19 protein-coding genes are annotated in these 22582 nt (G+C 55.7%); 5 read left to right on the forward strand and 14 right to left on the reverse strand.

The genetic code is table 11. The features are described 5' to 3' along the window. Positions 1-10 precede the first annotated feature (10 nt). Genes tldD through ACT3XD_RS00710 form a run of 7 tightly spaced genes read right to left on the reverse strand, consistent with a single transcriptional unit; the run spans position 11 to position 9948 of the window. On the reverse strand, positions 11-1465 hold the full coding sequence (gene tldD / locus ACT3XD_RS00680; RefSeq protein WP_192537160.1) for a metalloprotease TldD: 1455 nt from the start codon (positions 1463-1465) through the stop codon (positions 11-13). After that, positions 1462-5313, reverse strand: a complete 3852-nt coding sequence (locus ACT3XD_RS00685) for a YhdP family phospholipid transporter (RefSeq protein WP_192537158.1) — start codon at positions 5311-5313, stop codon at positions 1462-1464. Before ACT3XD_RS00685 ends, tldD begins: the two co-directional genes overlap by 4 nt. Positions 5314-5317: 4 nt before the next feature. Beyond that, positions 5318-6781, reverse strand: a complete 1464-nt coding sequence (gene rng, locus ACT3XD_RS00690; RefSeq protein ID WP_192537157.1) for a ribonuclease G — start codon at positions 6779-6781, stop codon at positions 5318-5320. 58 nt (positions 6782-6839) lie between these two features. Further along, on the reverse strand, positions 6840-7454 hold the full coding sequence (locus tag ACT3XD_RS00695) for a Maf family protein (RefSeq protein ID WP_225736066.1): 615 nt from the start codon (positions 7452-7454) through the stop codon (positions 6840-6842). A gap of 2 nt (positions 7455-7456) precedes the next feature. Beyond that, positions 7457-7945 (reverse strand): rod shape-determining protein MreD, encoded by a 489-nt coding sequence (mreD, locus tag ACT3XD_RS00700; protein WP_192537155.1) that lies wholly within the window; start codon positions 7943-7945, stop codon positions 7457-7459. Beyond that, positions 7945-8886, reverse strand: coding sequence for a rod shape-determining protein MreC (gene mreC, locus ACT3XD_RS00705; protein WP_192537154.1), 942 nt, complete (start codon positions 8884-8886; stop codon positions 7945-7947). The genes mreD and mreC overlap by 1 nt, the downstream gene beginning before the upstream one ends. A 24-nt stretch (positions 8887-8910) precedes the next feature. Then, a complete protein-coding gene (locus tag ACT3XD_RS00710) occupies positions 8911-9948 on the reverse strand; it encodes a rod shape-determining protein (protein ID WP_018915723.1) in 1038 nt (345 codons plus the stop codon). A 231-nt stretch (positions 9949-10179) separates the two neighbouring features. On the opposite strand from ACT3XD_RS00710, the gene gatC reads away from it, so the two are divergent. The 3 genes from gatC to gatB all read left to right on the forward strand — a co-directional run bounded on the left by gatC (position 10180) and on the right by gatB (position 13450). Further along, on the forward strand, positions 10180-10467 hold the full coding sequence (gatC, locus tag ACT3XD_RS00715) for an Asp-tRNA(Asn)/Glu-tRNA(Gln) amidotransferase subunit GatC (protein ID WP_192537152.1): 288 nt from the start codon (positions 10180-10182) through the stop codon (positions 10465-10467). Between the two features lie 68 nt (positions 10468-10535). After that, entirely contained in the window at positions 10536-11996 is a 1461-nt protein-coding gene (gatA, locus tag ACT3XD_RS00720) for an Asp-tRNA(Asn)/Glu-tRNA(Gln) amidotransferase subunit GatA (RefSeq protein ID WP_192537150.1), read from the forward strand. Then, complete coding sequence (gene gatB, locus ACT3XD_RS00725) at positions 11996-13450, forward strand: Asp-tRNA(Asn)/Glu-tRNA(Gln) amidotransferase subunit GatB (protein ID WP_192537148.1); 1455 nt, start codon at positions 11996-11998, stop codon at positions 13448-13450. Before gatA ends, gatB begins: the two co-directional genes overlap by 1 nt. A 92-nt stretch (positions 13451-13542) precedes the next feature. Here the strand turns inward: gatB and sixA are convergent, their stop codons facing one another. The 4 genes from sixA to ACT3XD_RS00745 form a co-directional block, all read right to left on the reverse strand. Then, positions 13543-14025: a phosphohistidine phosphatase SixA gene (sixA, locus tag ACT3XD_RS00730; RefSeq protein ID WP_192537146.1), complete on the reverse strand. Its 483-nt coding sequence runs from the start codon at positions 14023-14025 to the stop codon at positions 13543-13545. Beyond that, positions 14018-15085, reverse strand: coding sequence for an NAD(P)H-dependent glycerol-3-phosphate dehydrogenase (locus tag ACT3XD_RS00735; RefSeq protein WP_192537144.1), 1068 nt, complete (start codon positions 15083-15085; stop codon positions 14018-14020). The genes sixA and ACT3XD_RS00735 overlap by 8 nt, the downstream gene beginning before the upstream one ends. Before the next feature lie 123 nt (positions 15086-15208). Further along, complete coding sequence (htpG, locus tag ACT3XD_RS00740) at positions 15209-17113, reverse strand: molecular chaperone HtpG (RefSeq protein WP_192537142.1); 1905 nt, start codon at positions 17111-17113, stop codon at positions 15209-15211. Between the two features lie 100 nt (positions 17114-17213). Further along, positions 17214-17465, reverse strand: a complete 252-nt coding sequence (locus ACT3XD_RS00745; RefSeq protein WP_018915716.1) for a YkvA family protein — start codon at positions 17463-17465, stop codon at positions 17214-17216. Positions 17466-17661: 196 nt separating this feature from the next. On the opposite strand from ACT3XD_RS00745, the gene ACT3XD_RS00750 reads away from it, so the two are divergent. Next, the gene (locus tag ACT3XD_RS00750; protein ID WP_192537140.1) at positions 17662-19611 is read left to right on the forward strand and encodes a transglycosylase SLT domain-containing protein; all 1950 of its coding nucleotides are present in this window, start codon (positions 17662-17664) and stop codon (positions 19609-19611) included. An 81-nt stretch (positions 19612-19692) separates the two neighbouring features. Here ACT3XD_RS00750 and ACT3XD_RS00755 read toward each other — a convergent pair whose 3' ends face one another. Next, the gene (locus tag ACT3XD_RS00755) at positions 19693-20349 is read right to left on the reverse strand and encodes a LysE family translocator (RefSeq protein WP_192537138.1); all 657 of its coding nucleotides are present in this window, start codon (positions 20347-20349) and stop codon (positions 19693-19695) included. 133 nt (positions 20350-20482) lie between these two features. Here ACT3XD_RS00755 and ACT3XD_RS00760 point away from each other — a divergent pair, with 133 nt between their 5' ends. Beyond that, positions 20483-20686: a cold-shock protein gene (locus ACT3XD_RS00760; RefSeq protein WP_018915713.1), complete on the forward strand. Its 204-nt coding sequence runs from the start codon at positions 20483-20485 to the stop codon at positions 20684-20686. A gap of 61 nt (positions 20687-20747) precedes the next feature. On the opposite strand, the gene ACT3XD_RS00765 is transcribed toward ACT3XD_RS00760, so the two are convergent. Together ACT3XD_RS00765 and yegS are read right to left on the reverse strand one after the other, a co-directional pair. After that, complete coding sequence (locus ACT3XD_RS00765) at positions 20748-21569, reverse strand: hypothetical protein (RefSeq protein ID WP_444280536.1); 822 nt, start codon at positions 21567-21569, stop codon at positions 20748-20750. 50 nt (positions 21570-21619) lie between these two features. Further along, positions 21620-22579 (reverse strand): lipid kinase YegS, encoded by a 960-nt coding sequence (gene yegS / locus ACT3XD_RS00770; protein ID WP_192537126.1) that lies wholly within the window; start codon positions 22577-22579, stop codon positions 21620-21622. Positions 22580-22582 lie beyond the last annotated feature (3 nt).

The raw sequence follows: 22582 nt of genomic DNA on the forward strand, positions 1-22582 counted from the left end.
TTCAACCCCGTTAAGAAGACTGCGTACCGCCAACGGTCAGCTCATCTAATTTTAGCGTGGGCTGACCTACGCCTACCGGTACGCCCTGCCCTTCTTTACCGCACACGCCAATACCGGTATCCAGTGCCATATCATGGCCAATCATGGAAACGCGGCCCATCGCCTCGGGGCCATTGCCTATCAGCGTGGCACCTTTTACCGGCACGGTGATACGCCCGTCTTCGATTAAATAGGCTTCACTGGCGGAGAACACGAATTTACCCGACGTGATATCCACCTGGCCGCCACCAAAACTGACGGCGTAGATCCCGCGCTTGACGCTTTTGATAATATCTTCAGGCTCATCCTGGCCTGCCAGCATGACCGTATTGGTCATACGCGGCATGGGTAAATGCGCAAACGACTCACGGCGCGCATTACCGGTTGGCGCCATATTCATCAGCCGTGCATTCAGCTTGTCCTGCATATAGCCGGTCAGAATACCGTCTTCGATCAGCGGGGTGTTTTGGCCCGGTGTGCCTTCGTCATCAATGCTTAACGAGCCGCGCCCGTCGACAATGGTAGCGTCATCCACCACGGTGACGCCTTTAGCCGCCACACGCTGCCCCATACGCCCGGAAAACGCCGAGCTGCCTTTACGGTTGAAGTCACCTTCAAGGCCATGGCCCACAGCCTCATGCAGCAAAATACCCGGCCAGCCCGACGCCAGCACCACAGGCATTTGCCCGGCGGGCGCGTCAACGGCCTCAAGATTCACCAGCGCCTGGCGTACGGCCTCTTTAGCGTAACGCTCAGCGACACCTTCATCGCGCAGGCGCGACATCGAGTAGCGTCCACCACCGCCTGAGCCGCCCCGCTCTCGACGGCCATTTTTCACCGCAATCACGCTCACGTTAAAACGCACTAGCGGGCGAATATCAGCCGCCAACGTGCCGTCACTGGCGCGCACCATGACCACTTCGTAAGTACCCGAAAGCGACGCACTAACCTGCGTAACGCTTGGGTCTGCTGCGCGCGCCGCGCGATCGGCGTCTTTTAGCATGGCAACCTTTTCTTCAGCGGTTAGCCCCGCCAAAGGGTCCACGCCCGCATAAAAAGATGCTGCGGCAACAGGCTTTACTACCTGCCCAGGCAAACGCTTGCCGCTACGCACAATACCTGACGCCGTACGTCCGGTATCGATCAGCGCATCGGCCGTAATTTGGTTGGAGTAGGCAAAGCCGGTTTTTTCGCCTGCCAGCGCACGCACGCCGACACCACCATCAATGTTATAACTCGCTTCTTTGACTTCGCCGTCCTCTAATACCCAGCCTTCCGTCCAGGTACGCTGAAAGTACAGATCAGCATAATCCACACCCGCACCCATGGCGTATTCAAGGCCTTTATCAAGGCCATCAAGGTCGAGACCACCCGGCGTGAGCAGAATGGAAACAGCGGACTCTATATCGCTCTTAATTGCGGTCATTGGGGGCCTTCTAAAGTAACCTGCGGCGAAGCCCAGGGGCCTCGCACGCGATAATGAATGGTCGTCGCTCGATCCAGCGCATCACCAAATAGCTGGTCGGCAATAAATAATGCGCCACCCACCACAGGAGCACCCACTGCGATAGCGGCAATTGGCAAGCTCTGTGTCACTGGTAGTACAACGCCCAGGCGTTGGTCGAGCTCGCGATGAAGTAGGTTAACGTTGCCCGTTAAGGTTAAGTTGGCGGCAGGCGCGTCAATTTGCAATGGCTCGCTCAAGGAAAGCTGACCATTCGCTACATTCGCCGAGCCATGAACTCTATCAAAAGCAGTGCCCTGGCCGGTTACGTCAGAAAAATCCAGGCGTAAGCGGCGAAAAATATTATCCAAGTTTAGCAGACCAACGAGCCGCACCGGGGCGGACTCCAGGGTCATAAAGCGGCCATCTTGAAGATCAGCATCAATCTCACCCTGGGCCTGACTTAAATCAAACTGCCACGGCGCCCCCGCCCAAGAAAGGTTGGCGTTTGCATCAGTGCGCCGGCTGCGCAAGGCAACGGGCTGATCCAGCCGCTCTAGTGCTGTACCTATATCGCCACCCTGAAGTGAAATATTAGCGCGGGTACGACTAGTGGAAACATCACCCTCCCAGTAGAGTTCACCACGGGCGGAAAGTTGCCCGAGCGTCAGCCCAACCGGCGTCAGCGAGAATCGATCATCATCGGTGTGCCAGTAAGCCGATAAAGGCCCAAACCGGCTCGCGCCCATACTTATTTCTGCAAGCCTGAGTCGGCCATCGGGCACTTGGGCAAGCCAATCGGGAATAGCTGCCGGTGTGGCTTTGTGGGTTTCTACTTCCTGCATCCAGGATTCAGGGGAAGACGCGCCATCTTCCTCGGAGGATTCTGCCAAATTAAACAGTGGATCCAGCGCCAACTGCTCAATAGTGATATCCAGCGGGTATTGGGAGGCGGCGTCATAATGAACCCGCCCCGCGATCAACTCACCGTCAAGCGCTGCATTGATAGCTCCGTTGTGGACATCACCGGTTAACGCCACCGCCCCCACACAGGTCTGCTGATACACCAGACAGGCGGTTTCCAGATCAACCTTAAGTGGAGGATGATCGTTCATTGAGCCTGCTGATACGCTTTGCTCACCGGCCAACAGCGGGGCTATGGCCTGCTGCCAAGCCTTAGGATCAATGCGGGGAATACTTGCCTGTAAATCTACGCCTAGCTGTGAAGGCCATTCAGGCGGGCTAACATCCGCCTCCGCCAGACGCAGACTGGCAGACAATCCGCCGTGCTGGTGTAAGCGCAGATGGGCAATATCAGCCAGGCGGCTTTCCACACGCCCGCTTTCAAAATCAGCGTTGAGCATCCAGGGCCAAGGCTGCCCCGCCGCTTTAGCAAATGGCGCAGGTAGCTCACTGGTAACCCCCGCCAGCTGACTTTCCAGCGTTAAACGTGGCGTTGGTTCAAGCGACACGTTGCCCTGCCACTGGATCGCGCCACTAAATAACTGCGTCCCCTGCTCGGCAGGAATCCCCGCCAATGGGAACAGTGGTGCAAGCGGGGTTTGGCCGCGCAAGGCGATGCCGTGGCGCTGGGTATGCAGCTCAGCATTAATGTCACCACCGAGTAACTTTCCGCCCACATCGCCTATCAAAGCCATGCTCTCACCGTGCTGCTGCCAGGTTAACTGGCCACGCAGGGCCTGAAGGGCCAGATTAAGCGGCGTATACACAATACGAGTTAAGGCCGGCGTGGCATTGATCTCAAGCTGGAGTGCTTCAGGCGTCGAGAGGGGTAGCGACAAGGCTAAATCACCCTCCACCTCACCTTCCACCTGAAGATCGTTGAGGATATCCAGGTCAATATCGGGCATCGACTGTAGAAATGCTTTCAATGACGCCCCATCGCTCTGCAAATTCCCCGATACGTTGAGCGTTTCATCCTCCATGATCAGCTCGCCTTGAGAAGCCGTGACCCCATGGCTTTGCGCATGGTCTATCTGGGCTTCAAGCACCTGGTTTTGCCACTTCAAGCGTCCCTGCACCTCATCAAGACGCGGCCAGCCCGGGGCGATGGGCAGATGCCCCTCAATAACGTTCAGAGCAAGCGTTGCAGATATATCATCAGCACTTACGCCCTCACCAAGCGGCAGGCTAAGTTTGAGCGAGCCATTGGGCACCTTGCCACCGATATCGTTAAGCAGCCAGGTGCGCAGCTCTTCATCAAAAGCATTAAGCGGCAGCCATTGCGCCAGCGGACGATCCAAGGCGTTCACATTGGCAAAATCGATATCTAAGCCAAACTGGCCCGAATTCTCACTGGCGATTAAACCAAATCCACCGCTTACCTGGGCGCCATCCCAATTCACGTTGAGCTGACGCCCACTTATCATAGTTCTGGGACCGTCGTAGACCCACTCCACCACGCCTTCTGCGTTTTGTAGCTGCATGGGAGCGATAAACAGATCGGGGAAATACAGGCTAGTTTGGCCAGCGCTATCAAACGTGACGCGCCCACGCAAATCTCGTGCCTGCACCCAGGCGTCCACAGGCCCACCACCGGGCGCCTGCTGCCAGGGCGATACTTCCACATTGGTTAATGCTGCATCAACACCCCAGCGTCCTTCATTCTGGCCCAGGCGCAGGCCCTGCACCTGACCTTGGGGAGCCAGCGTCTGCAAGACACGCGTTACCGATTCGGGAAGAAAAACGTAATCGCGCCATGCCGTCAATGAGGCAAGCTCGAATGCGCTGGTACGCAGCTCCCACTGGCCGGGCTGGTGGGCAAGATACCAATAGTGCGGCAAAGCAGGCCCTTCGGTGACGCCTTCCGGCTGCGCCCACTCAACGTTTTGCGCATTGCCTCTCAGCCACGCCTCTCCGCCATCGCCATCGCGCTGCCACTCGCCATGCGCCTGGATATTTTTTAATACGGCGTATTGAATATCCTGACGCAGAACCAGCTGAGGAACATCGACAGCCAGCCGCGCCTCCTGAAGTCGCCCTTCATACCAGCGGCCCCATAGACGAGCATCGCCGCCCATTTGCTCTAGAAAAGGCACATGATCGGGGCGAAACATTTCCGCCAATACCAGAAGCTGATCAAACTGCGCTTCCAGCGAGAGCGTGGCAGAAAAATCATCGATACCACGTTTGCCCGGCTGCATCTCTGCCAGCAGTTGCACTGCCGGGGTTGATGGTGCTTGTTCCTGGTCGGCAGAAAGAATATCCACCGTGCCCTGCAAGCTGGTCCCTTGCGAATTGCCCGTCAAGAGTAGCGTTGGGGCTTCCAGCATAACGCGGTCGTGCTGGCCGTGGAGCACAACACGGGTATCGTCGATCCAGATACGCTGGCGCAACAGCCACTCTGTCAGGCCATCAATGGTGGCTAAGTCAACCTCTGGTTCAGGGGCTATATCAAGGGGTAAGCGAGCCGGTTCTGGCCATTGCCACTGATGCTCAAGCCCTTGATAAAGGTGAAATTCGGTTTGATGAAGCCTGATATCACTGAAGATGGGTAGGAAATTGCATAGCGAAGCCACTATATCCAAGCGTAGTTCGGCTTGCTGCAGTGAAAACAGTGACTGCCCGCTGGGCGTTTCAGCCTCAAAGCCTTCAAGCTTAAGAATCAGGTCATTACGGGCCATGGACACAACAAGATTCTCTATGTGCACCGGTACGCCAATCTTGGCTTCAAGCCAGCTTTCAAGGTGCGGCGTCAAGGCATCCGCCTGACTAACCGCAAGCCTAAAAAGCAGCAATACAACCGCAAGAACGCCCAGACCCCAGGCGAGCAGAAGTAAGCTCCAACGCGTCAGAGAACGGTTCTTCATACAATTACATCAACACAATATCGTACTGCTCTTGTGAATAATGCTGCTCCACCTGAAAGCGAATGGTTTTGTTGATAAACGTTTCCAGATCAGCGACGGCTGCTGACTCTTCATCGAGCAAGCGATCAACAACCGGCTGAGACGCCAATACCATATAGGTTTCTGGACTATAGGCCCGCTCTTCACGCAGGATTTCACGGAAAATTTCGTAGCATATCGTTTCGGGCGTTTTTAACGTACCGCGCCCGCTACACGTCGGACATGCCTCACATAGCGTCTGCTCAAGGCTTTCGCGGGTGCGCTTGCGGGTTAACTGCACCAGGCCTAATTCTGTCACCCCAGTACACTTGGTTTTGGCGTGGTCGCGCTCCAAGGCTTTTTCAAGCACGCGCAGCACCTGCCGCTGGTGCTCCACTTCTATCATATCGATAAAGTCGATAATGATAATGCCACCTAAATTGCGCAGGCGAAGCTGACGGGCAATGGCGGTGGCTGCTTCCAGATTGGTCTTGAAAATAGTCTCTTCAAGATTGCGATGCCCAACATAACCGCCCGTATTGACATCAATCGTGGTCATCGCCTCGGTGGGGTCAATAACCAGATAACCGCCCGATTTAAGCTGTACCTTACGCCCCAAGGCCTTCTGAATTTCATCTTCAACGCTATACAGATCAAAGATAGGCCGCTCACCAGGATAGTACTCAATTCTATCCACGGCATCGGGCATAAACTCTTCGGCAAACTCGACTAACTTGACGAAGTTTTCCCGGGAATCAATACGCACTTTCTCGATATCATCGCGCATTACATCGCGCAAGGTGCGCATAAATAGCGGCAAATCGTCATAAATAACGCTGGATGGCGCTGCGGTAATTTTGCGCTCGGCGACTTTTCGCCAGATGCGCAGCAAAAAATGCATATCGCCTGCCAGCTCTTCATCACCCACACCTTCTGCCGCCGTGCGCACAATAAAACCGCCGGTGACTTCCAGCGTTTGCTCGGCAATACCACTATCTAGTAGCGCCTTGAGGCGCTCGCGCTCCCGCTCATCCTCTATACGCTGAGAAACGCCGTGATGGGGGGAGTCCGGCATATACACCAGATAGCGTGAAGGGATCGATAAATGCGTGGTAAGCCGCGCCCCTTTTGTACCGATAGGGTCTTTGGTTACCTGTACCACCAGCGCCTGCCCCTCGTGCAATAGCTGGCCTATGGTTTGCTGCTCGTCGCTTGGCGTGCCGGAAGGCATAACCTCATGGGCATGAATAAACGCCGCTCGCTCCAGGCCAATATCAACAAAGGCAGCCTGCATTCCAGGCAATACACGAACCACCCTGCCTTTGTAGATATTGCCTACTATCCCACGCCGCCTTGAGCGCTCAATAAGCGCCTCTTGTAAAACGCCGTTTTCAACAAGCGCAACGCGGGTTTCCATTGGCGTTAAATTGATGAGGACTTCACCACTCATGCAAAATTCCTTCTCGGTTCACGTATTTCACGCCCGTCTATAGGCAATGAGACGACGACTAGGTGTGCGAGTAATAATGCCCCATCCAAATAGGCACCCCCTGCTGATTTAGCAATTGCGCCGTTTCATAAAGCGGCAAACCAACCACTGCTGAGTGGCTACCCTTAATTTCTTCCACAAAAATCGCGGCCAGTCCCTGTATAGCATACCCGCCTGCTTTATCTGCCGGCTCACCGGTTTGCCAATAGTCGGCGATTTCCCGAGTGGTGATCTCACGCATTCGCACGTGTGTGGTGACGCAGCGGCAAAGCACGCCCTTAGGGCCGGTAACGGCAACCGCGGTAAGCACCTCATGCCATCGACCGGAAAGGCGCGCAAGCATAGCGGCGGCGTCATCTGCATCCACAGGTTTGCCTAACAGTACGCCATCCACCACAACCGCGGTATCTGAACCTAACGTAGGTAGTGAGCTCAGCGGCGCCGACGCTTCGGCTTTAGCAACGGCTAGACGCTCGACATAATTCTTGGCAGACTCACCCGGTTTGGGCGTCTCGTCCACATGGCTGGGTAGAATACTGACAGTGACGCCAATTGAGGCCAGCAGATCGCGCCGCCGGGGTGAGGCAGACGCCAAACACAGCATAGGTGATGAGGTAGTATCCAGCGCAGCCATGCTCAAGGCCCCAGTAAGCGTCGTTCCAACGCTTTAAACATAGTGGCTAACCACGGCCATAGAAATGCACTGATTAATGACGGTATTAAAAAGGATAGGTGTATCGAGAACTCACCGGTCAACGTACGCAGCCACTGTTCGACCAGCTGTACCAAGCCGAGCAGTACCAGTACGAGAACTGACTGCTGAACCAGCGAGTAGGCACGAAAACGTGGATATACCAGGGCGCATAGAAAGGCTAGCAGCGACAAAATCAGAGCATGCTGACCAAGCGATGTGCCCTCAATCAAGTCCAGAAGCACCCCGAGTATGAATCCGTGAAAAACACCTACCCGATCAGGCGCACGCATACACCAATAGATCAGCATTAAGCCGATCCATTCAGGGCGATATACTTGCCATCCTTCGGCGAGCGGCATCACTTGCAGGCAAAGCGCCAGAACAAGGCTAAACCACACGACTATCAGCGGCACTACAGGAACACGCGCCATTAGCGATCCTCCTGAGCGTCGTCTGGCTCAATCGGGGCAAGCCGCTGGGCTGCGTGTATGGCATCGGCTGAGATATCCATGGACTCATCCCAAATGGGGTCGTCGACGTCTTCACGCGGCGGTGGGAATAACAGCAGAAAATGGCGGGCACGCTGCAACTGCGCCGTTGGCTCAGCGGTAACCCGGGCAAACGGCTGCCCGGGGTCGTGATAAACCTCAGTGACTCTCGCAACGGGATACCCCGGCGGAAAACGCCCTGCCAGCCCCGACGTGGTTAACAGGTCGCCTTCGCGAATATCGGCTGTATCAGGCACATGGAGTACATTAACGCTGCCGTAGCGCCCGGCTCCCTGCACAATAAAGCGCAAGCCATTACGGTTAATTTGAACCGGAAGCGCATGGCTTGCATCGGCCAATAACAGTACCCGGCTGGAGTACGCCGACACTGCAGTTACTTGCCCGACAAGGCCAGACGCATCGATGACCGGCTGCCCTACGTACGCCCCATTACGATGCCCACGATCGATCACCATTTGATGACTAAACGGGTCGTTATCCAACGATAGTAGTTCAGCGGTAATATACGGAATACGACGCCGCTCGCCGGCTTTAAGCAATTGGCGCAGCTCGGTATTTTCAGCCGTCAAATTAGCTAGTCGCTGACCTCGGTGAGATAGCGTCAGAATTTGTTCGCGCAGCCGACGATTTTCATCGACCAAAGCCTGCTGATCAGACAGCGCAAGCGCGCCCCAATTCAACAAGTCGCTAGGCACGCTAACAACCCATTGAACAGGCGCAACAACCATCGTCATTTGAGCGCGCACGTCTTCCATACGTGTAAAACGATGGTCGGCAAACATCAAGATGCTTGCCGCCAACACGCAAAAAAACAGCCGGTAGCCCGGCAGCGGCCCGTGTGAAAATAGCGGTTTAATAGGCAATCCCCCGCGATAAACCGCTAAACGTTAGTCGCTCGACAGCAGCTCAAAGGTATGCTGATCGATCATTTCAAGCGCTTTACCGCCACCACGCGCAACACAGGTAAGCGGATCTTCTGCCACAATCACCGGCAAACCGGTTTCTTCAGCAATCAGCTTATCCAGATCACGCAGCAGTGCACCGCCACCTGTAAGCACTAAACCGCGCTCAGCAATATCGGAGGCAAGCTCGGGAGGAGACTGCTCAAGCGCGCTTTTAACGGCGGCCACAATCGAGCCAAGCGTTTCCTGCAGCGCCTCTAAAATTTCATGGGAGTTCAGCGTAAAGCTACGCGGGATCCCTTCTGCTAAATTGCGGCCGCGTACGTCGATTTCACGCAGTTCGCCACCGGGATAGGCGCAGCCAATCTCTTCCTTGATTCGCTCAGCCGTGGCTTCGCCAATCAAACTGCCGTAGTGGCGTCGCACATACGCGGTGATCGCCTCATCGAAACGGTCACCGCCTACGCGGATCGATTCTGAATAGACCACGCCATTGAGCGAAATAATGGCAATTTCAGTGGTACCACCACCAATATCCACCACCATGGAACCCTGCGCTTCCTCAACCGGCAGGCCAGCGCCTATGGCGGCAGCCATAGGCTCTTCGATAAGAAACACTTCGCGGGCGCCAGCCCCTTCAGCCGATTCTCGGATCGCGCGACGCTCAACCTGCGTAGACATACACGGCACGCAAACTAATACGCGCGGGCTAGGCGTCAGAAAGGTACTCTGGTGCACTTTGCGAATAAAATGCTGAAGCATCTGCTCGGTGACGGTAAAGTCGGCGATAACACCGTCTTTCATTGGCCGGATGGCGGTAATATTGCCAGGCGTACGTCCCAACATACGCTTCGCGTCAGCACCTACCGATGCAACGCTACGCATATTGCCAGACTGGCGAATGGCGACTACGGACGGTTCATCGAGAACGATGCCACGACCGCGTACATAAATCAGTGTGTTGGCCGTACCCAAGTCGATCGACAGATCGCTGGAAAACAGCCCCCTCAAACGTTTGAACATGGATGTTGTTACCTAGTGCAGACCGGGAACCTGTGCGGATGCAAACGGTATCACCGCAACCCCCCGGCAGCAAGCACGAGTCGCGCTGAACACTGCCCGTGAAGGCCAAGATGTGGTACCTTTTGCGGCTATTTTCCACGTCTGTTACAGAAGACGATTTTTTCGATGACAGACTGTATACCGCACAAAGCGGAATACGTTCCATCACGTTTTAGCGAGGACTTTTCGATCATGGCGCTTGAAGAATCTCATGTGCGCCGGGCCGCACACCTGGCCCGACTCGCCGTCAGCGATGACCAAGCCACCGGTTTTGTCGACGATCTAAGCCGCATTCTGGACATGGTAGACCAACTTCAAAGCATTGATACAGAAGGCGTTTCTCCACTCTCTCACCCGCTGGACGCAACTCAGCGCCTGCGTGCGGACGAAGTCACAGAAACCAACCAGCGCGATGCGTTTCAACGCTGTGCGCCAGCCGTGGAAAACGGCTTGTATCTGGTTCCTCGTGTTGTTGAATAAGCAAGTCCCGGGCTTTCCAGGCGCAGTTTCAACACTTCTCTTTCGTTCTCGAACGGAGCTTTCGGGTCATGCATGATAAAACTTTAACGCAACTCGCCACCGCCTTAAAAAGTGGTGAGTTTTCCAGTCGCGAGCTGACCTCGCACTATTTACAAAAAATTGAGAAGGCCGACGGCACGCTCAATAGCTTTATTACCGTGACCGGCGAACAGGCACTCAATCAAGCAGAAGAAGCCGATAAAGCGCGCGCCGCGGGTAACGCGGGGCTGCTTACCGGCATTCCGCTGGCGCTCAAGGATATTTTTTGTACCCGCGATGTAAAAACCAGCTGCGGCTCCAAAATGCTGGATAATTTTATCGCTCCTTACGATGCCACGGTCGTTGAAAAGCTTAACGCGGCGGGCACGATCAGCTTGGGTAAAACCAATATGGATGAGTTCGCGATGGGCTCTTCCAATGAAAACAGCCATTACGGCGCGGTTAAAAATCCCTGGGATTTAACCGCGGTGCCGGGAGGCAGCTCAGGCGGAAGTGCCGCGGCGGTAGCCGCAGGCCTTGTACCGGCCGCCATGGGTACCGATACCGGCGGTTCGATCCGTCAGCCGGCGGCGTTTTGCGGCATTACCGGCTTGAAGCCCACCTATGGGCGCGTTTCGCGCTATGGCATCATTGCCTACGCTTCAAGCCTGGACCAGGCTGGCCCAATGGCACGCAGTGCCGAAGACTGCGCCCACCTGATGAACGTGATTGCCGGGCACGACGTGCGCGACTCCACCAGCGTTGCCCGCGGCGTACCGGACTATACCGAAACGCTGAACGCCCCCCTCTCAGGCCTTAAAATTGGCCTGCCGAAAGAGTATTTTGGCGACGGGTTAGACCCCGAAGTAGAAAAAGCCGTACGCGATGCGGTGAAAGTCTATGAATCATTAGGCGCAACGGTGCGCGAAGTGAGCTTGCCGCATACCCACTATGCGATTCCGGCCTACTACGTTATCGCCCCGGCGGAAGCCTCCTCCAACCTGTCGCGTTACGACGGCGTGCGCTTTGGCCACCGCTGTAAAGACCCCGTCGACCTGATCGATCTTTACAAGCGCAGCCGCGCGGAAGGCTTTGGTGAAGAGGTCAAGCGGCGGATTCTGATTGGCACCCATACCCTGTCAGAGGGCTTCTTTGACGCTTACTACACCAAAGCGCAAAAAGTACGCCGCCTTATTCGCCAGGACTTCCTCGACGTTTTTGAAGACGTTGATGTGCTCATGGGCCCGGCCTCGCCAACCCCGGCATTTGACCTGGGCGCCAAAAAAGACCCAGTTTCGATGTACCTGCAGGATATCTACACCATCGCTGTGAACCTGGCGGGTATTCCCGGCATCAGCGTTCCAGCAGGCTTTGCAGGTGGCCGCCCCATAGGTCTACAGATTCTGGGCACACATTTTGCCGAAGCGCAGCTTTTAAACGTGGCGCATCAGTATCAGCAAGCGACTGACTGGCACCTTCAACTTCCTGCTTTCGCCGAGGAGAACGCCTAATGCAATGGGAAACCGTAATTGGGCTTGAAGTCCACGTTCAGCTCGCGACCCGCTCCAAGATTTTTTCCGGCGCCTCAACCGCGTTTGGCGCTGAGCCCAACACCCAGGCGTGCGCGGTTGATCTGGGGCTTCCCGGAACACTGCCGGTACTCAACGAGCAGGCCGTGGCCATGGCCGTTCAGTTTGGATTGGCGGTACATGCCGATATCGCCGAAGTCTCGGTGTTTGATCGTAAAAACTACTTTTACGCTGACCTGCCCAAGGGCTATCAGACCAGCCAGATGTACCACCCCATCGTCGGCCCGGGTGACGTGGATATCACCCTGGATGACGACACCACCAAGCGTATCCGCATCCACCACGCCCACCTAGAAGAGGATGCCGGCAAGTCGCTGCATGAAGACTTCCTGGGCATGACTGGTATTGATTTGAACCGTGCTGGTACGCCGCTTCTGGAAATCGTCTCCGAGCCGGACATGCGCAGCGCCAAGGAAGCGGTGGCGTATCTCAAGGCGATCCATGCCATCGTGACCTATCTGGGCATTTCCGATGGCAACATGGCCGAAGGCTCCATGCGCTGCGACGTCAACGTCTCGGTACGCCCCAAGGGGCAGGAAGCCTTCGGCACGCGGGCCGAGATCAAGAACGTCAACTCGTTCCGCTTTGTCGAGCGTGCGATCGCGTTTGAAGTAGAGCGCCAGATTGAGCTGATTGAAGACGGCGGCACGGTGGTTCAGGAAACCCGCCTGTTTGATCCTGAGCGCGACGAAACTCGCAGCATGCGTACCAAAGAGGAAGCTAACGACTATCGCTACTTCCCCTGCCCGGACCTGCTTCCCGTCGTGCTCGATGAAGCCTATCTGGATCACTTGCGCAGCCAGCTGCCTGAATTGCCCGCCGACAAGCGCGAGCGCTTCCAAAGTGAACTGGGCCTGTCGGCTTACGATGCCGCCGTGCTATCGGCCAGTCGGGAAATGGCTGAGTTCTTCGAGGAAGTGCATCACGTGTGTGGTGATGCCAAGCAGGCCGCCAACTGGGTGCAGGGCGAGCTTTCCGGCGCGCTCAATCGTGAGAATCTGAGTATCAATAACAGCCCGATCTCGGCGCGCCAGCTGGGCGACCTGCTAAGCCGGGTGATTGACGGCACGATCAACGGCAAAGCCGCCAAGCAGGTCTTCCAAGCACTGTGGAACGGCCAGGGCGAAAATGCCGATGCGATCATCGAAGCCAAAGGCCTCAAGCAGGTCACGGACACCGGCGCGATTGAAGCCATGATCGACCAGGTGATCACCGAAAGCCCGGCCCAGGTGGCCCAGTATCGTGATGCCGAGCCTGAGAAACGCGGCAAGATGATCGGCTACTTTGTGGGTCAGGTGATGAAAGCCTCACGCGGCACGGCAAACCCGCAGCAGGTTAACGGCGTGCTGATAGCGAAGCTTGACGCTCTCCTGTAAGCCTATCGCTATTGTGTTCGCGTAATAAAACGGGCTGCCTTCATTCAGGCAGCCCGTTTTAGTCAGTGTCGCACTATAGTTGCCAGAAAATGCTAAGCCAGTTGGCTGGGTGACGTATAGCGCTTTAGCTGCGCGCAGCCCGCCGCCCAAACGTCCGCCTCTAACTCAGCAATACCCGCAGTGGCGAAGCCCAACCCCTGCCCAAACCTGCCGTCTACCAGAAGCTCCGTCAGGTTGCCTACCAGCGGCATATGGCTCACCAACATGGTAAGCGCGCTTTCCGGCTGGCTTAACAGCCAATCACATACCTCGGCCGGGTCGTCCTCGGGCGTGATAAAGTCCAACGTATTGAGCGGGCAACCCAATGCATCAGCAATAATGCCCGCCGTTTGCTGGGCGCGCGCATAGGGGCTTGCGTAAAGAATGGGCAAGGCAAGCTCTCCTTTTGCCCTACGCGTCATAAGCCAACGCGCCATGCGAGCGGCCTCATTTTCACCCTGCGGCGTCAGTACCCGCTGGCTATCAGGAAAACCTGGCGCGGCCTCCCCGTGGCGCATAATCAATAAGCTACTCATGCCAGCCTCGGTTATCCAGATGCGCCTGCTGCACGGCCTCACGGGGCAGAATGAACTCCACGTCGCTGCTCTGCTCGCCCATCATGAGAGTACGCGCCATATCCTGCGCAGGAACACCGTCGAACAAGACATGATAAAGCCCTTCGGCAAGCGGCATATAGACGTCTAGCTCTTTCGCCTTGGCGCAAACCAGCTTAACCGTATTGACGCCTTCAGCTACCTGGCCCAGGGCAGCGATAGCCTCTTCCAGACTGCGCCCTTCTCCCATGGCATAGCCCACGCGGTAGTTACGCGAAAGATTGGATGAGCAGGTAACAATCAAATCGCCGACTCCCGCCAAACCCAAAAAGGTCATAGGATTGGCGCCTTCGGCGACGGCGAAGCGGCTCATTTCCGCCAATGCCCGGGTCATCAGCATGCTGCGAGTGTTTTCGCCCATGCCCAATGCTGCGGCCATGCCGGCGGCAATCGCATAAATATTTTTAAGCGCCCCACCAAGCTCGACGCCATGGCGGTCATCACTGGCATACACGCGAAAATAGCGGCAGCCCAGCGCCTGCTGTACCCGGGTACGGGTAAGCGCATCGGCGCTGGCAATCACCGTGGCGGTTAGCTGCTTATCGGCAATTTCAGACGCCAGATTAGGCCCGGCGATCACCCCGATATGGGGAAAACCTGTCTCCTCGGTTAGCACCTGACTCATGAGCAAAAAGCTGTCCTGCTCAATGCCTTTAGTGGTGCTTACAAGAATTTGTTGCGCCGTGAGCCATGGCTTTGCAGCCTGGACCACGCTGCGAAATGCTTTTGAGGGGATCGCAATCAATACCAGCTCAGCGTTTTCTAACGCCGAGCGCAAATCGGTTGTGGCCTGCACTGCAGGGTTAATCGCGTAGTGCGGCAAATAGCGGCCATTGCGATGCTCCTGATTAATTTGCGCCACGAGCGCTTCATCGCGCATCCATTGACGCACATGGGCACCGTTATCCGCCGCGATGCTTGCCAAGGCAGTGCCAAAACTGCCCCCACCCAGCACCGCGACCTTGATTTGCTGCTCAGCCATAAGGATGTCCTAAAGTCTCGTGAAAGCGTACTCGCTATTTTACCAAAACTAACAGCCTATTTTCTTAACACAAACGGCCCGTCTGGGAATCCAAACGGGCCGTTATTTTCCAAACGCGTCGTGTTAAGCAGTCAATACGCTGTTCAGGCGCTTAACGTAAGCGGCAGGGTCATCTAAATGACCGCCTTCGGCAATAATCGCCTGATCCAGCAGAATATGCGCCAGCTGACCAAACAGATCACCTTCCGAGCTTTCAAGGCGGGCGACCAGCGGGTGCTCCGGGTTAAGCTCCAAGATGGGCTTCACTTCAGGCAGCGGCTGCCCAGCGGCTTCCATGATGCGACGCATTTGGTAACCCATCTCATGCTCAGGCAGTACCACACAGGCAGGCGAGTCGGTTAAACGGTGCGTGACTTTGACTTCCTGCACACCGTCGCTCAGCGCTTCTTTTACCCGTTTGACCAGGTCTTCCTTGGCCTTGGCGGTCTCTTCCTGCGCTTTTTTCTCGGCTTCATCTTCCACGTCGCCAAGATCCAGCTCGCCTTTGGCCACATCTGCAAAGGATTTACCGTCAAACTCGGTCAGGTGGCTCATCAGCCACTCATCAATACGGTCAGACAGCAGCAGTACTTCGATGCCTTTCTTACGGAAGATTTCCAGGTGCGGGCTGTTCTTCGCAGCATTGAAGCTATCCGCCACCACGTAGTAAATCTTCTTCTGGCCTTCTTTCATCCGCTCGACGTAGTCAGCGAGCGATTGCTCCTGGGCCGACGTATCGGTATGGGTGGACGCAAAGCGCAGCAGGCCGGCGACTTTCTCGCGGTTGGCGGCGTCTTCACCCGGGCCTTCTTTCAACACGCTACCAAACGTGTTCCAGAACGTCTGATACTGCTCGCTCTCCTTAGACAGTTTTTTAAGCATATCCAGCGCACGTTTGGTAAGCGCCCCTTTGATCTTGTCGACCTTGGGATCCTGCTGGAGAAGCTCGCGAGAGACGTTGAGCGACAGGTCGCGCGTATCCAGCACGCCTTTGATAAAGCGCAGGTAAAGCGGCAGGAACTGTTCAGCGTCGTCCATGATAAACACGCGCTGGACATAAAGCTTGACGCCACGGGCGCCATCACGCTCGTACATATCAAACGGCGCACGGCCCGGCACGTACAGTAGGCTGGTGTACTCAAGCTTGCCTTCTACCTTGTTATGGCTCCAGGTAAGCGGGTCGCTAAAGTCGTGGGCAACGTGCTTGTAAAATGCCTTGTACTCGTCATCAGAAACCTCGCTCTTGGGGCGCGCCCAGAGTGCGGTGGCTTCGTTAACGGTTTCCCAGGTGGTCACTTCGCTGCCTTCGATGTCGTTGCCTTCATCGTCTTTGGCAGTTTCAGTCTTGGGCATGCGCACCGGCACTTCAATATGATCAGAGTACTTGCGCACCAGGCTTTGCAAACGATAGTCGTCGGCAAACTCTTTGGCGTCGTCTTTCAGGTGAAGAATAATTTCGGTGCCGTGAACTTCACGCTCAATATCGGCAACGGTGAATTCGCCTTCACCCTTGGAGCGCCACTCAACGCCTTCTGATGCGTCGGTACCAGCTTTACGGGTACGCACGGCGACTTCATCAGCGACGATGAAGCCTGAGTAGAAGCCAACACCAAACTGTCCGATAAGCTTGGCATCTTTTTGTTGCTCGCCGGACATCTGCTTGAGAAACTCCGCCGTGCCGGAGCGCGCAATCGTACCCAGGTTAGCGATGACGTCTTCGCGGTTCATGCCAATGCCGTTATCACGCAGCGTCACGGTATTGGCTTCGCGATCATGCTCGATTTCAATGCGCAGCTCGCTATCGCCTTCGTACAGCGCATCGTTATCCAGCGCGGCGTAGCGTAATTTATCGCAGGCATCCGCGGCGTTAGAGATAAGCTCGCGTAAGAAAATCTCCCGGTTTGAATACAGGGAGTGAATCATCAGGTTGAGAAGTTGCTTAACTTCCGTCTGGAAGCCTAACGTCTCTTCGTGAGTCGCCGTTGTCATGCGCTTAGCCCTCATCAATCACGTTTGTTTAGTGTTCCTGCCTGCCGTGAGACAGGAACGAAAAATCTGTGAAGTGAATATGGGGATAAGCAGAGCGATTTCAAGAAGGTGAGTGTTGAGAAGTCGCAATATCGATATCACCGTCTTTCCAGGCACGGTAATCCGCCAAGCGTTGATCGATACGATTAAGCAGCCAGCCGACAATCAAGACATCGTCAACCAGGCCTATGAATACGAGAAAATCTGGGATTAAATCGAACGGCATTGCAAGATAGGCAAGCGCGAGCGCCATCATACCAAACGCAGACCAGGGGATGGGACGAAAGCGGCCACTGACCACATCACGCGTCATGGGAATAAACAGCTTTAAGGCTCGCCCAATACGCTTTACCGCCCAAACTCGGGACTTAAGTCGACGAAATCACCACCAAGTGGATAATCGGGCCATCGTAATTGAATCCTCCAAGTGTCACGATTGTCTGAACAATTTTTATCCATTTAGTTCACTATAGCGGCTGTTAACCCGTTAGCGATCAAGAGAGAGTGTCATGCAGGCATCGTCATTCAAATCCCCTTTTCGCACCCTTTGCGCGGCTCTACTGGTGGGCATACCCACGGCGTCCTGGGCCGCATCCGACAGCGCGATGCGCGATGCGCTGGAAGCGGCTCGGCAAGAGCAATGGAGCCGCGTCGATGAGCGCGCCATTGAAGGCCATATCCTGAATGGCTATGTCGAGTATCACCGGCTGCGCAATCGGCTACCCAACGTCTCGCCCGCTCAGGTGCAAGGCTTTATCGACCAGCATAACGACTCGCCGCTTTCTGAGTGGCTGCGCGGTCAGGCTATTGCGAAGTACGGGAATGCCGGGCGCTATAGTGACCTGATGAGCGTTGCCGATGGTGAGCCCGCGGGCACAGCTCGTCAGTGCTACTACTATACGGCCCTGCTGGATTCTCAGCCGCAACAGGCAGCCACCGCAGGGCTTGCGCTATGGCTTGAAGGCAAATCGCAACCCGATGCGTGCGACCCGCTGTTTAATCGCCTGCGTGCCAACGGCACTATTGATTCAACGGCTATCTGGGAACGTAAAATGCTTGCCTGGCAGTCTGGTGAAGGCCGCTTGTCAGCCTATTTAAACGGGCAGCTTAATAGCCAATGGCAAACCGCTATCGACACCGCCGATAACGTTGATGCCAACATTCGAGCCGTCGCATCGGCGCCCGCCTGCCTGGGCCCTGAGTGTGCGGCCACGGCGAGTTTTTACAAAGCCGCCATGCAGCGCTTTACTCGGGACGATACGCCCGCAGCGCTCAACGCCTGGCAAACCATGGCCCAGGGGTTGAACCTGCTTCCCAGCGACCAGCAGGTCATTGAAGAAGAGCTTGCGTTTTATGCTCTGGTGCGCGAAGTGCCCGGCACCTTAGGCTGGGTGGATAGCGTGCTCCCCTCCCTGGAAAGCGAGCGCGTTCTGGAACTTCGTGTGCGTCGCGCCCTGGCCGCACGCCAGTGGCAGGACGTACTGCACTGGATAGCCGAAATGCCGGCAAGCCAGCAGGAAAATAGCCGCTGGCAGTACTGGCTGGCGCGTGCCAATGAGCAGCTGGGCAATCAGGACGCGGCGATGGCCCGCTACCGCCAGGCCGCCACCGATCGAAGCTTTTTTGGCTTTGCAGCGGCCGAAAAACTCGGCCAGCCTTACCAGTTGAATCTTGAACGCAATCATTTCGACGAAGCCTCGCGCGAGCATACCGCACGGCTTCCCGTAGTACAGCGCACCGAAGCCTTACTGCGTATTGGTGAAGATGGCTTGGCTAATAGCGAGTGGTTGTTTGCAGTGCAAAACGGCTCTCCTCAGCAGGCGCGCGCACTGGCTGATTATGCCGCACATCAACAGTGGCATGCGCGCTTGGTGCAGACCACTATTGCAGGCGGCATGTGGGACGCCCTTGATTGGCGCTTCCCTGAGGCTTATCGGGATAGCTTTTTACACTGGGGCCGCCAAACCGGCGTTGACCCTTACCTGCTGATGGCGATTACCCGTCGGGAAAGCGCATACAACCCTGAGGCCTTGTCCCCCGCTGGCGCACGCGGCCTAATGCAGCTCATGCCGGGTACCGCAAGCCTGGTAAGCCGCCAGCTGGGTATCAATGACCCTGGCCCGTACGGCGTTCTGGATCCAGAGCTTAATATTCGCTTAGGCAGCACCTACCTGCGCGATAAGCTGAACCGCTACCAAGGCAACCGATTAGCCGCTGCCGCCGCTTATAACGCGGGCCCAGGGCGCGTGGACCAGTGGCTGGGCAACGGCATGGAATCGTTTGATTTATTTGTCGACAGCATTCCTTTCCGGGAAACGCGTGACTATGTGCAGGCAGTGCTCAGCTACCGGGTGATTTTTGAAAGCCTGGCCAATGGCGGCAACAGCGAAGGCGTTACACTACTCAATGAAAACGAACAGCAGGTACGTTACGACCGAGCACTGCTAGCCCGCCGCTAGCACATCGATTGAAAGCACAAGAATTGAAAGCACATGGTTTGAAAATACAGGGTTTAAAAGTACATGGCTTGAAGCGCCCGGCTAGACCGGGCGCTGCTCCAGCGCCAGGCGCACCCCAAACGCAATCAGCACGGCCCCCGTGGCGGCATTTAGCGTCTGTGCAAAGCGCACACTGGCAAGCCATCGGCTGGCACCTCCCACCATAAACACCACGCCAATTTGCCAGATATTGGCAATCACAAAGTGCACACCTGCCAACCACAGCGATTTGATTAGTGCCGGGTCGCCTGGAGCGATAAACTGCGGCAAAAAAGCCATATAGAAAATGACGGTTTTGGGGTTAAGCACATTGGAGAGCACGCCCTCTTTAATCGGCTGCCAGGGCGAAACAGACGCTGCGGCCCCCATGGCGCCCTTAACCGGCAAGGGCTGCCCGCGTCGAGCGGCCATGAGGCTTGTGATACCCAGCCATACCAGATAGCCCGCCCCCGCAAGCTTCAGCACATGAAACGCCCAGGCCGATTGCAGCAGAATCAGAGAAATGCCCAGCGCCGAAATCGTCGCGTGGACAAATAGCCCACAGCAGATCGCAATACTCGTGGCCACGCCGTCGCGAATTCCTCCCCGTGCGGTATTGCGGATGACAAGCAAGGTGTCCACTCCAGGGGTAATTGATAGCAGCGTAATAGCAATCAAAAAAGGCACAAACTGCGAATCCAACAGGCTTACTGGCGACATACAGGCGCACTCGATAAGGAATAAAGAAACGTTAGATCGTCACTGGACGACCCGTTTTTTTGCATCTACATTGATTTTGGCGGGCAGACAGCATTTCTATCCGTCTAATTATAAGCACGTTAAGGAAACGACAATGGCAACTGGTACAGTCAAGTGGTTCAACGATACAAAAGGTTATGGCTTCATCTCTCCTGATGATGGCAGCGACGACCTTTTTGCCCACTTCTCAGAAATTCAGGCTGAAGGCTTCAAGACCCTGCAGGATGGTCAGAAAGTCAGCTTTGAGGTAACTCAGGGTAAAAAAGGCCTTCAGGCGTCTAACATTCGCCTTGCCTAAAAGCAGCCGAATGTAGCAAGGCCCGCCTAGGCGGGCCTTTTTGTACGTGCTTACCTACTGACTAATTAGTCTGATTAGTCGTTTCTGTTTCTGTTGCGTCTGCGTCTGCGTCTGCGTCTGCGTCTGCGTCTGCGTCTGCGTCTGCGTCTGCGTCTGCGTCTGCGTCTGCGTCTTCACTCAGAATAGCGCCTCGGCTACGACTATCATCATGTTCACGTTCAATTTCTTTGAACTGCTCTTCAAGACGTTTCTGAGCTTCCTCAAAACGCCGCTCAGTGTCTTCAATCAGGGCGTCAACATCGGTCGCTTCCAGGTTATCTTCCAGCCGTGGGTTTTCCGGCAGGCTGCTTTCCACTTCCCAATCGGTTGAGAACGTATCTTCATCAAAAGCATCCGGCTCAACCGCCTGCTGCTCTACTTCTTCAAACTGCTCGTTCAATCGACGCTGAGCTTCCTCGAAACGCTGCTCGGTCTCCTCAATCATCTGATCCACATCGGAACGGGTCGCTTCCCCAGGCATCGCGCCGCCCTCTTCCAATACATCATCGGGGTCGGCTGCCAACGTATCCTCATTTGCCTCTACTTCTTGCAGGGACTCATCAGCGCTAACGGGGTCTTCTTGGGTATCGCTGCGAAGCGCTTCGGCTCGCTCAAGCTCCTCTGCAGCCTGACGAGACTCAATATCATCTTCTACCTCATCAGGGCTTGGCATCTCGGCGGCATTCTCAGCTGCTGCAGGCGCCTCTTCCTCTTGCACGACCTCGTCATCAGAAACCGACGAGGGCTCATCAAGCGTCACGCTGGACTCTTCTTGAGAATCGCCACATGCGCTAAGTAACAGTGCTAATGCGGCAAGCGCAGGCAGCCATAAACGATTTGTCATTAAATCCCTCTCCTTAAAAACTTTTAAAGGGCGGCAAGATCAGTGCCGAATCAGTGTCGATCGTTTGCCGATAATAGCGGGCAGTCCTCAGGCAATAATACGCGCAGAGCCAAGGGGACTACCTCAGCGCAAAAACGATCGTAGTGGCACGCCTCGCCATCCAGTGTTAACGGCCAGGCAGGATCCTCACGTCGCGTAGTGACGGTAAACTGGCTAGTTGTAAAATAACGCACGTACTCACCTTCAGCCGGAAAGTTCTGTAGTTCGTTAATCAGCGTCGGTAGCTCTGTCACGGAGCTGAAGTCTTTCACCAGCAGTACGTCCAAACGACCATCATCAAGCTTGGCACGCGGGGCAAGCACTTGCCCACCGCCTGATTGCCGGCCGTTACCCAGGGCCAATAAAAGCAGCGAAGCATCCTGCTCTTTGTCACCCCAGTGCAAGGTTCCGCAGTAGCTGCGATGCCGCCAGGCTTTAAGCGCTCCCATTAAAGAGTAGGCGCCCCCGCCCAGCATACGCTTGAGCGTTTTCGGCGTCGTCGACGTTATCTCCGCACCAAACCCGCCGGTCGTCATATTGACGTAATACTGGGTGACACTTTTGTCATTCGCTGCAGCCGTTACCCGAACAATATCGATCGGATAGGACGTTAAATTTCTGGCCGCCGCCAAGGCAGGGCCAGGCTCTAAAGGAAGACCCGTGGAGGTTGCAAAGTCGTTGGCACTGCCTAACGGAACGATCCCCAGTGCAGGCCGCTTGTCATGAGGAACGCGCATCAGCCCGTTCACCACTTCATTGACAGTACCATCGCCACCACAGGCAATAACATGGGTGATACCCATGTCGGCGGCCTGCTCGGCAAAAAGGGCTGCATCGCCGCCCTCCCAGGTAGAGCGAACGGTAATCGGCATCCCTGCCTCCCGCTGCTCTTCAACGGCTTCACGCAATGCCGGGTTCCCGGCTGACTTACCATTTACAATAAGTAAAAAACGCTGCTGTAAGTCTTTCACCAA

The sequence above is a fragment of the Halomonas sp. AOP7-B1-5 genome, assembly GCF_052353045.1.
GTDB lineage: Bacteria > Pseudomonadota > Gammaproteobacteria > Pseudomonadales > Halomonadaceae > Vreelandella > Vreelandella colorata.

Coding starts and splice junctions, on each gene's coding strand:
- tldD (WP_192537160.1), bottom strand. CDS start 1,465: ATGACCGCAATTAAGAGCGATATAGAGTCCGCTGTTTCCATTCTGCTC.
- ACT3XD_RS00685 (WP_192537158.1), bottom strand. CDS start 5,313: ATGAAGAACCGTTCTCTGACGCGTTGGAGCTTACTTCTGCTCGCCTGG.
- rng (WP_192537157.1), bottom strand. CDS start 6,781: ATGAGTGGTGAAGTCCTCATCAATTTAACGCCAATGGAAACCCGCGTT.
- ACT3XD_RS00695 (WP_225736066.1), bottom strand. CDS start 7,454: ATGGCTGCGCTGGATACTACCTCATCACCTATGCTGTGTTTGGCGTCT.
- mreD (WP_192537155.1), bottom strand. CDS start 7,945: ATGGCGCGTGTTCCTGTAGTGCCGCTGATAGTCGTGTGGTTTAGCCTT.
- ACT3XD_RS00710 (WP_018915723.1), bottom strand. CDS start 9,948: ATGTTCAAACGTTTGAGGGGGCTGTTTTCCAGCGATCTGTCGATCGAC.
- gatC (WP_192537152.1), top strand. CDS start 10,180: ATGGCGCTTGAAGAATCTCATGTGCGCCGGGCCGCACACCTGGCCCGA.
- gatA (WP_192537150.1), top strand. CDS start 10,536: ATGCATGATAAAACTTTAACGCAACTCGCCACCGCCTTAAAAAGTGGT.
- gatB (WP_192537148.1), top strand. CDS start 11,996: ATGCAATGGGAAACCGTAATTGGGCTTGAAGTCCACGTTCAGCTCGCG.
- sixA (WP_192537146.1), bottom strand. CDS start 14,025: ATGAGTAGCTTATTGATTATGCGCCACGGGGAGGCCGCGCCAGGTTTT.
- ACT3XD_RS00735 (WP_192537144.1), bottom strand. CDS start 15,085: ATGGCTGAGCAGCAAATCAAGGTCGCGGTGCTGGGTGGGGGCAGTTTT.
- htpG (WP_192537142.1), bottom strand. CDS start 17,113: ATGACAACGGCGACTCACGAAGAGACGTTAGGCTTCCAGACGGAAGTT.
- ACT3XD_RS00745 (WP_018915716.1), bottom strand. CDS start 17,465: ATGACGCGTGATGTGGTCAGTGGCCGCTTTCGTCCCATCCCCTGGTCT.
- ACT3XD_RS00750 (WP_192537140.1), top strand. CDS start 17,662: ATGCAGGCATCGTCATTCAAATCCCCTTTTCGCACCCTTTGCGCGGCT.
- ACT3XD_RS00755 (WP_192537138.1), bottom strand. CDS start 20,349: ATGTCGCCAGTAAGCCTGTTGGATTCGCAGTTTGTGCCTTTTTTGATT.
- ACT3XD_RS00760 (WP_018915713.1), top strand. CDS start 20,483: ATGGCAACTGGTACAGTCAAGTGGTTCAACGATACAAAAGGTTATGGC.
- ACT3XD_RS00765 (WP_444280536.1), bottom strand. CDS start 21,569: ATGACAAATCGTTTATGGCTGCCTGCGCTTGCCGCATTAGCACTGTTA.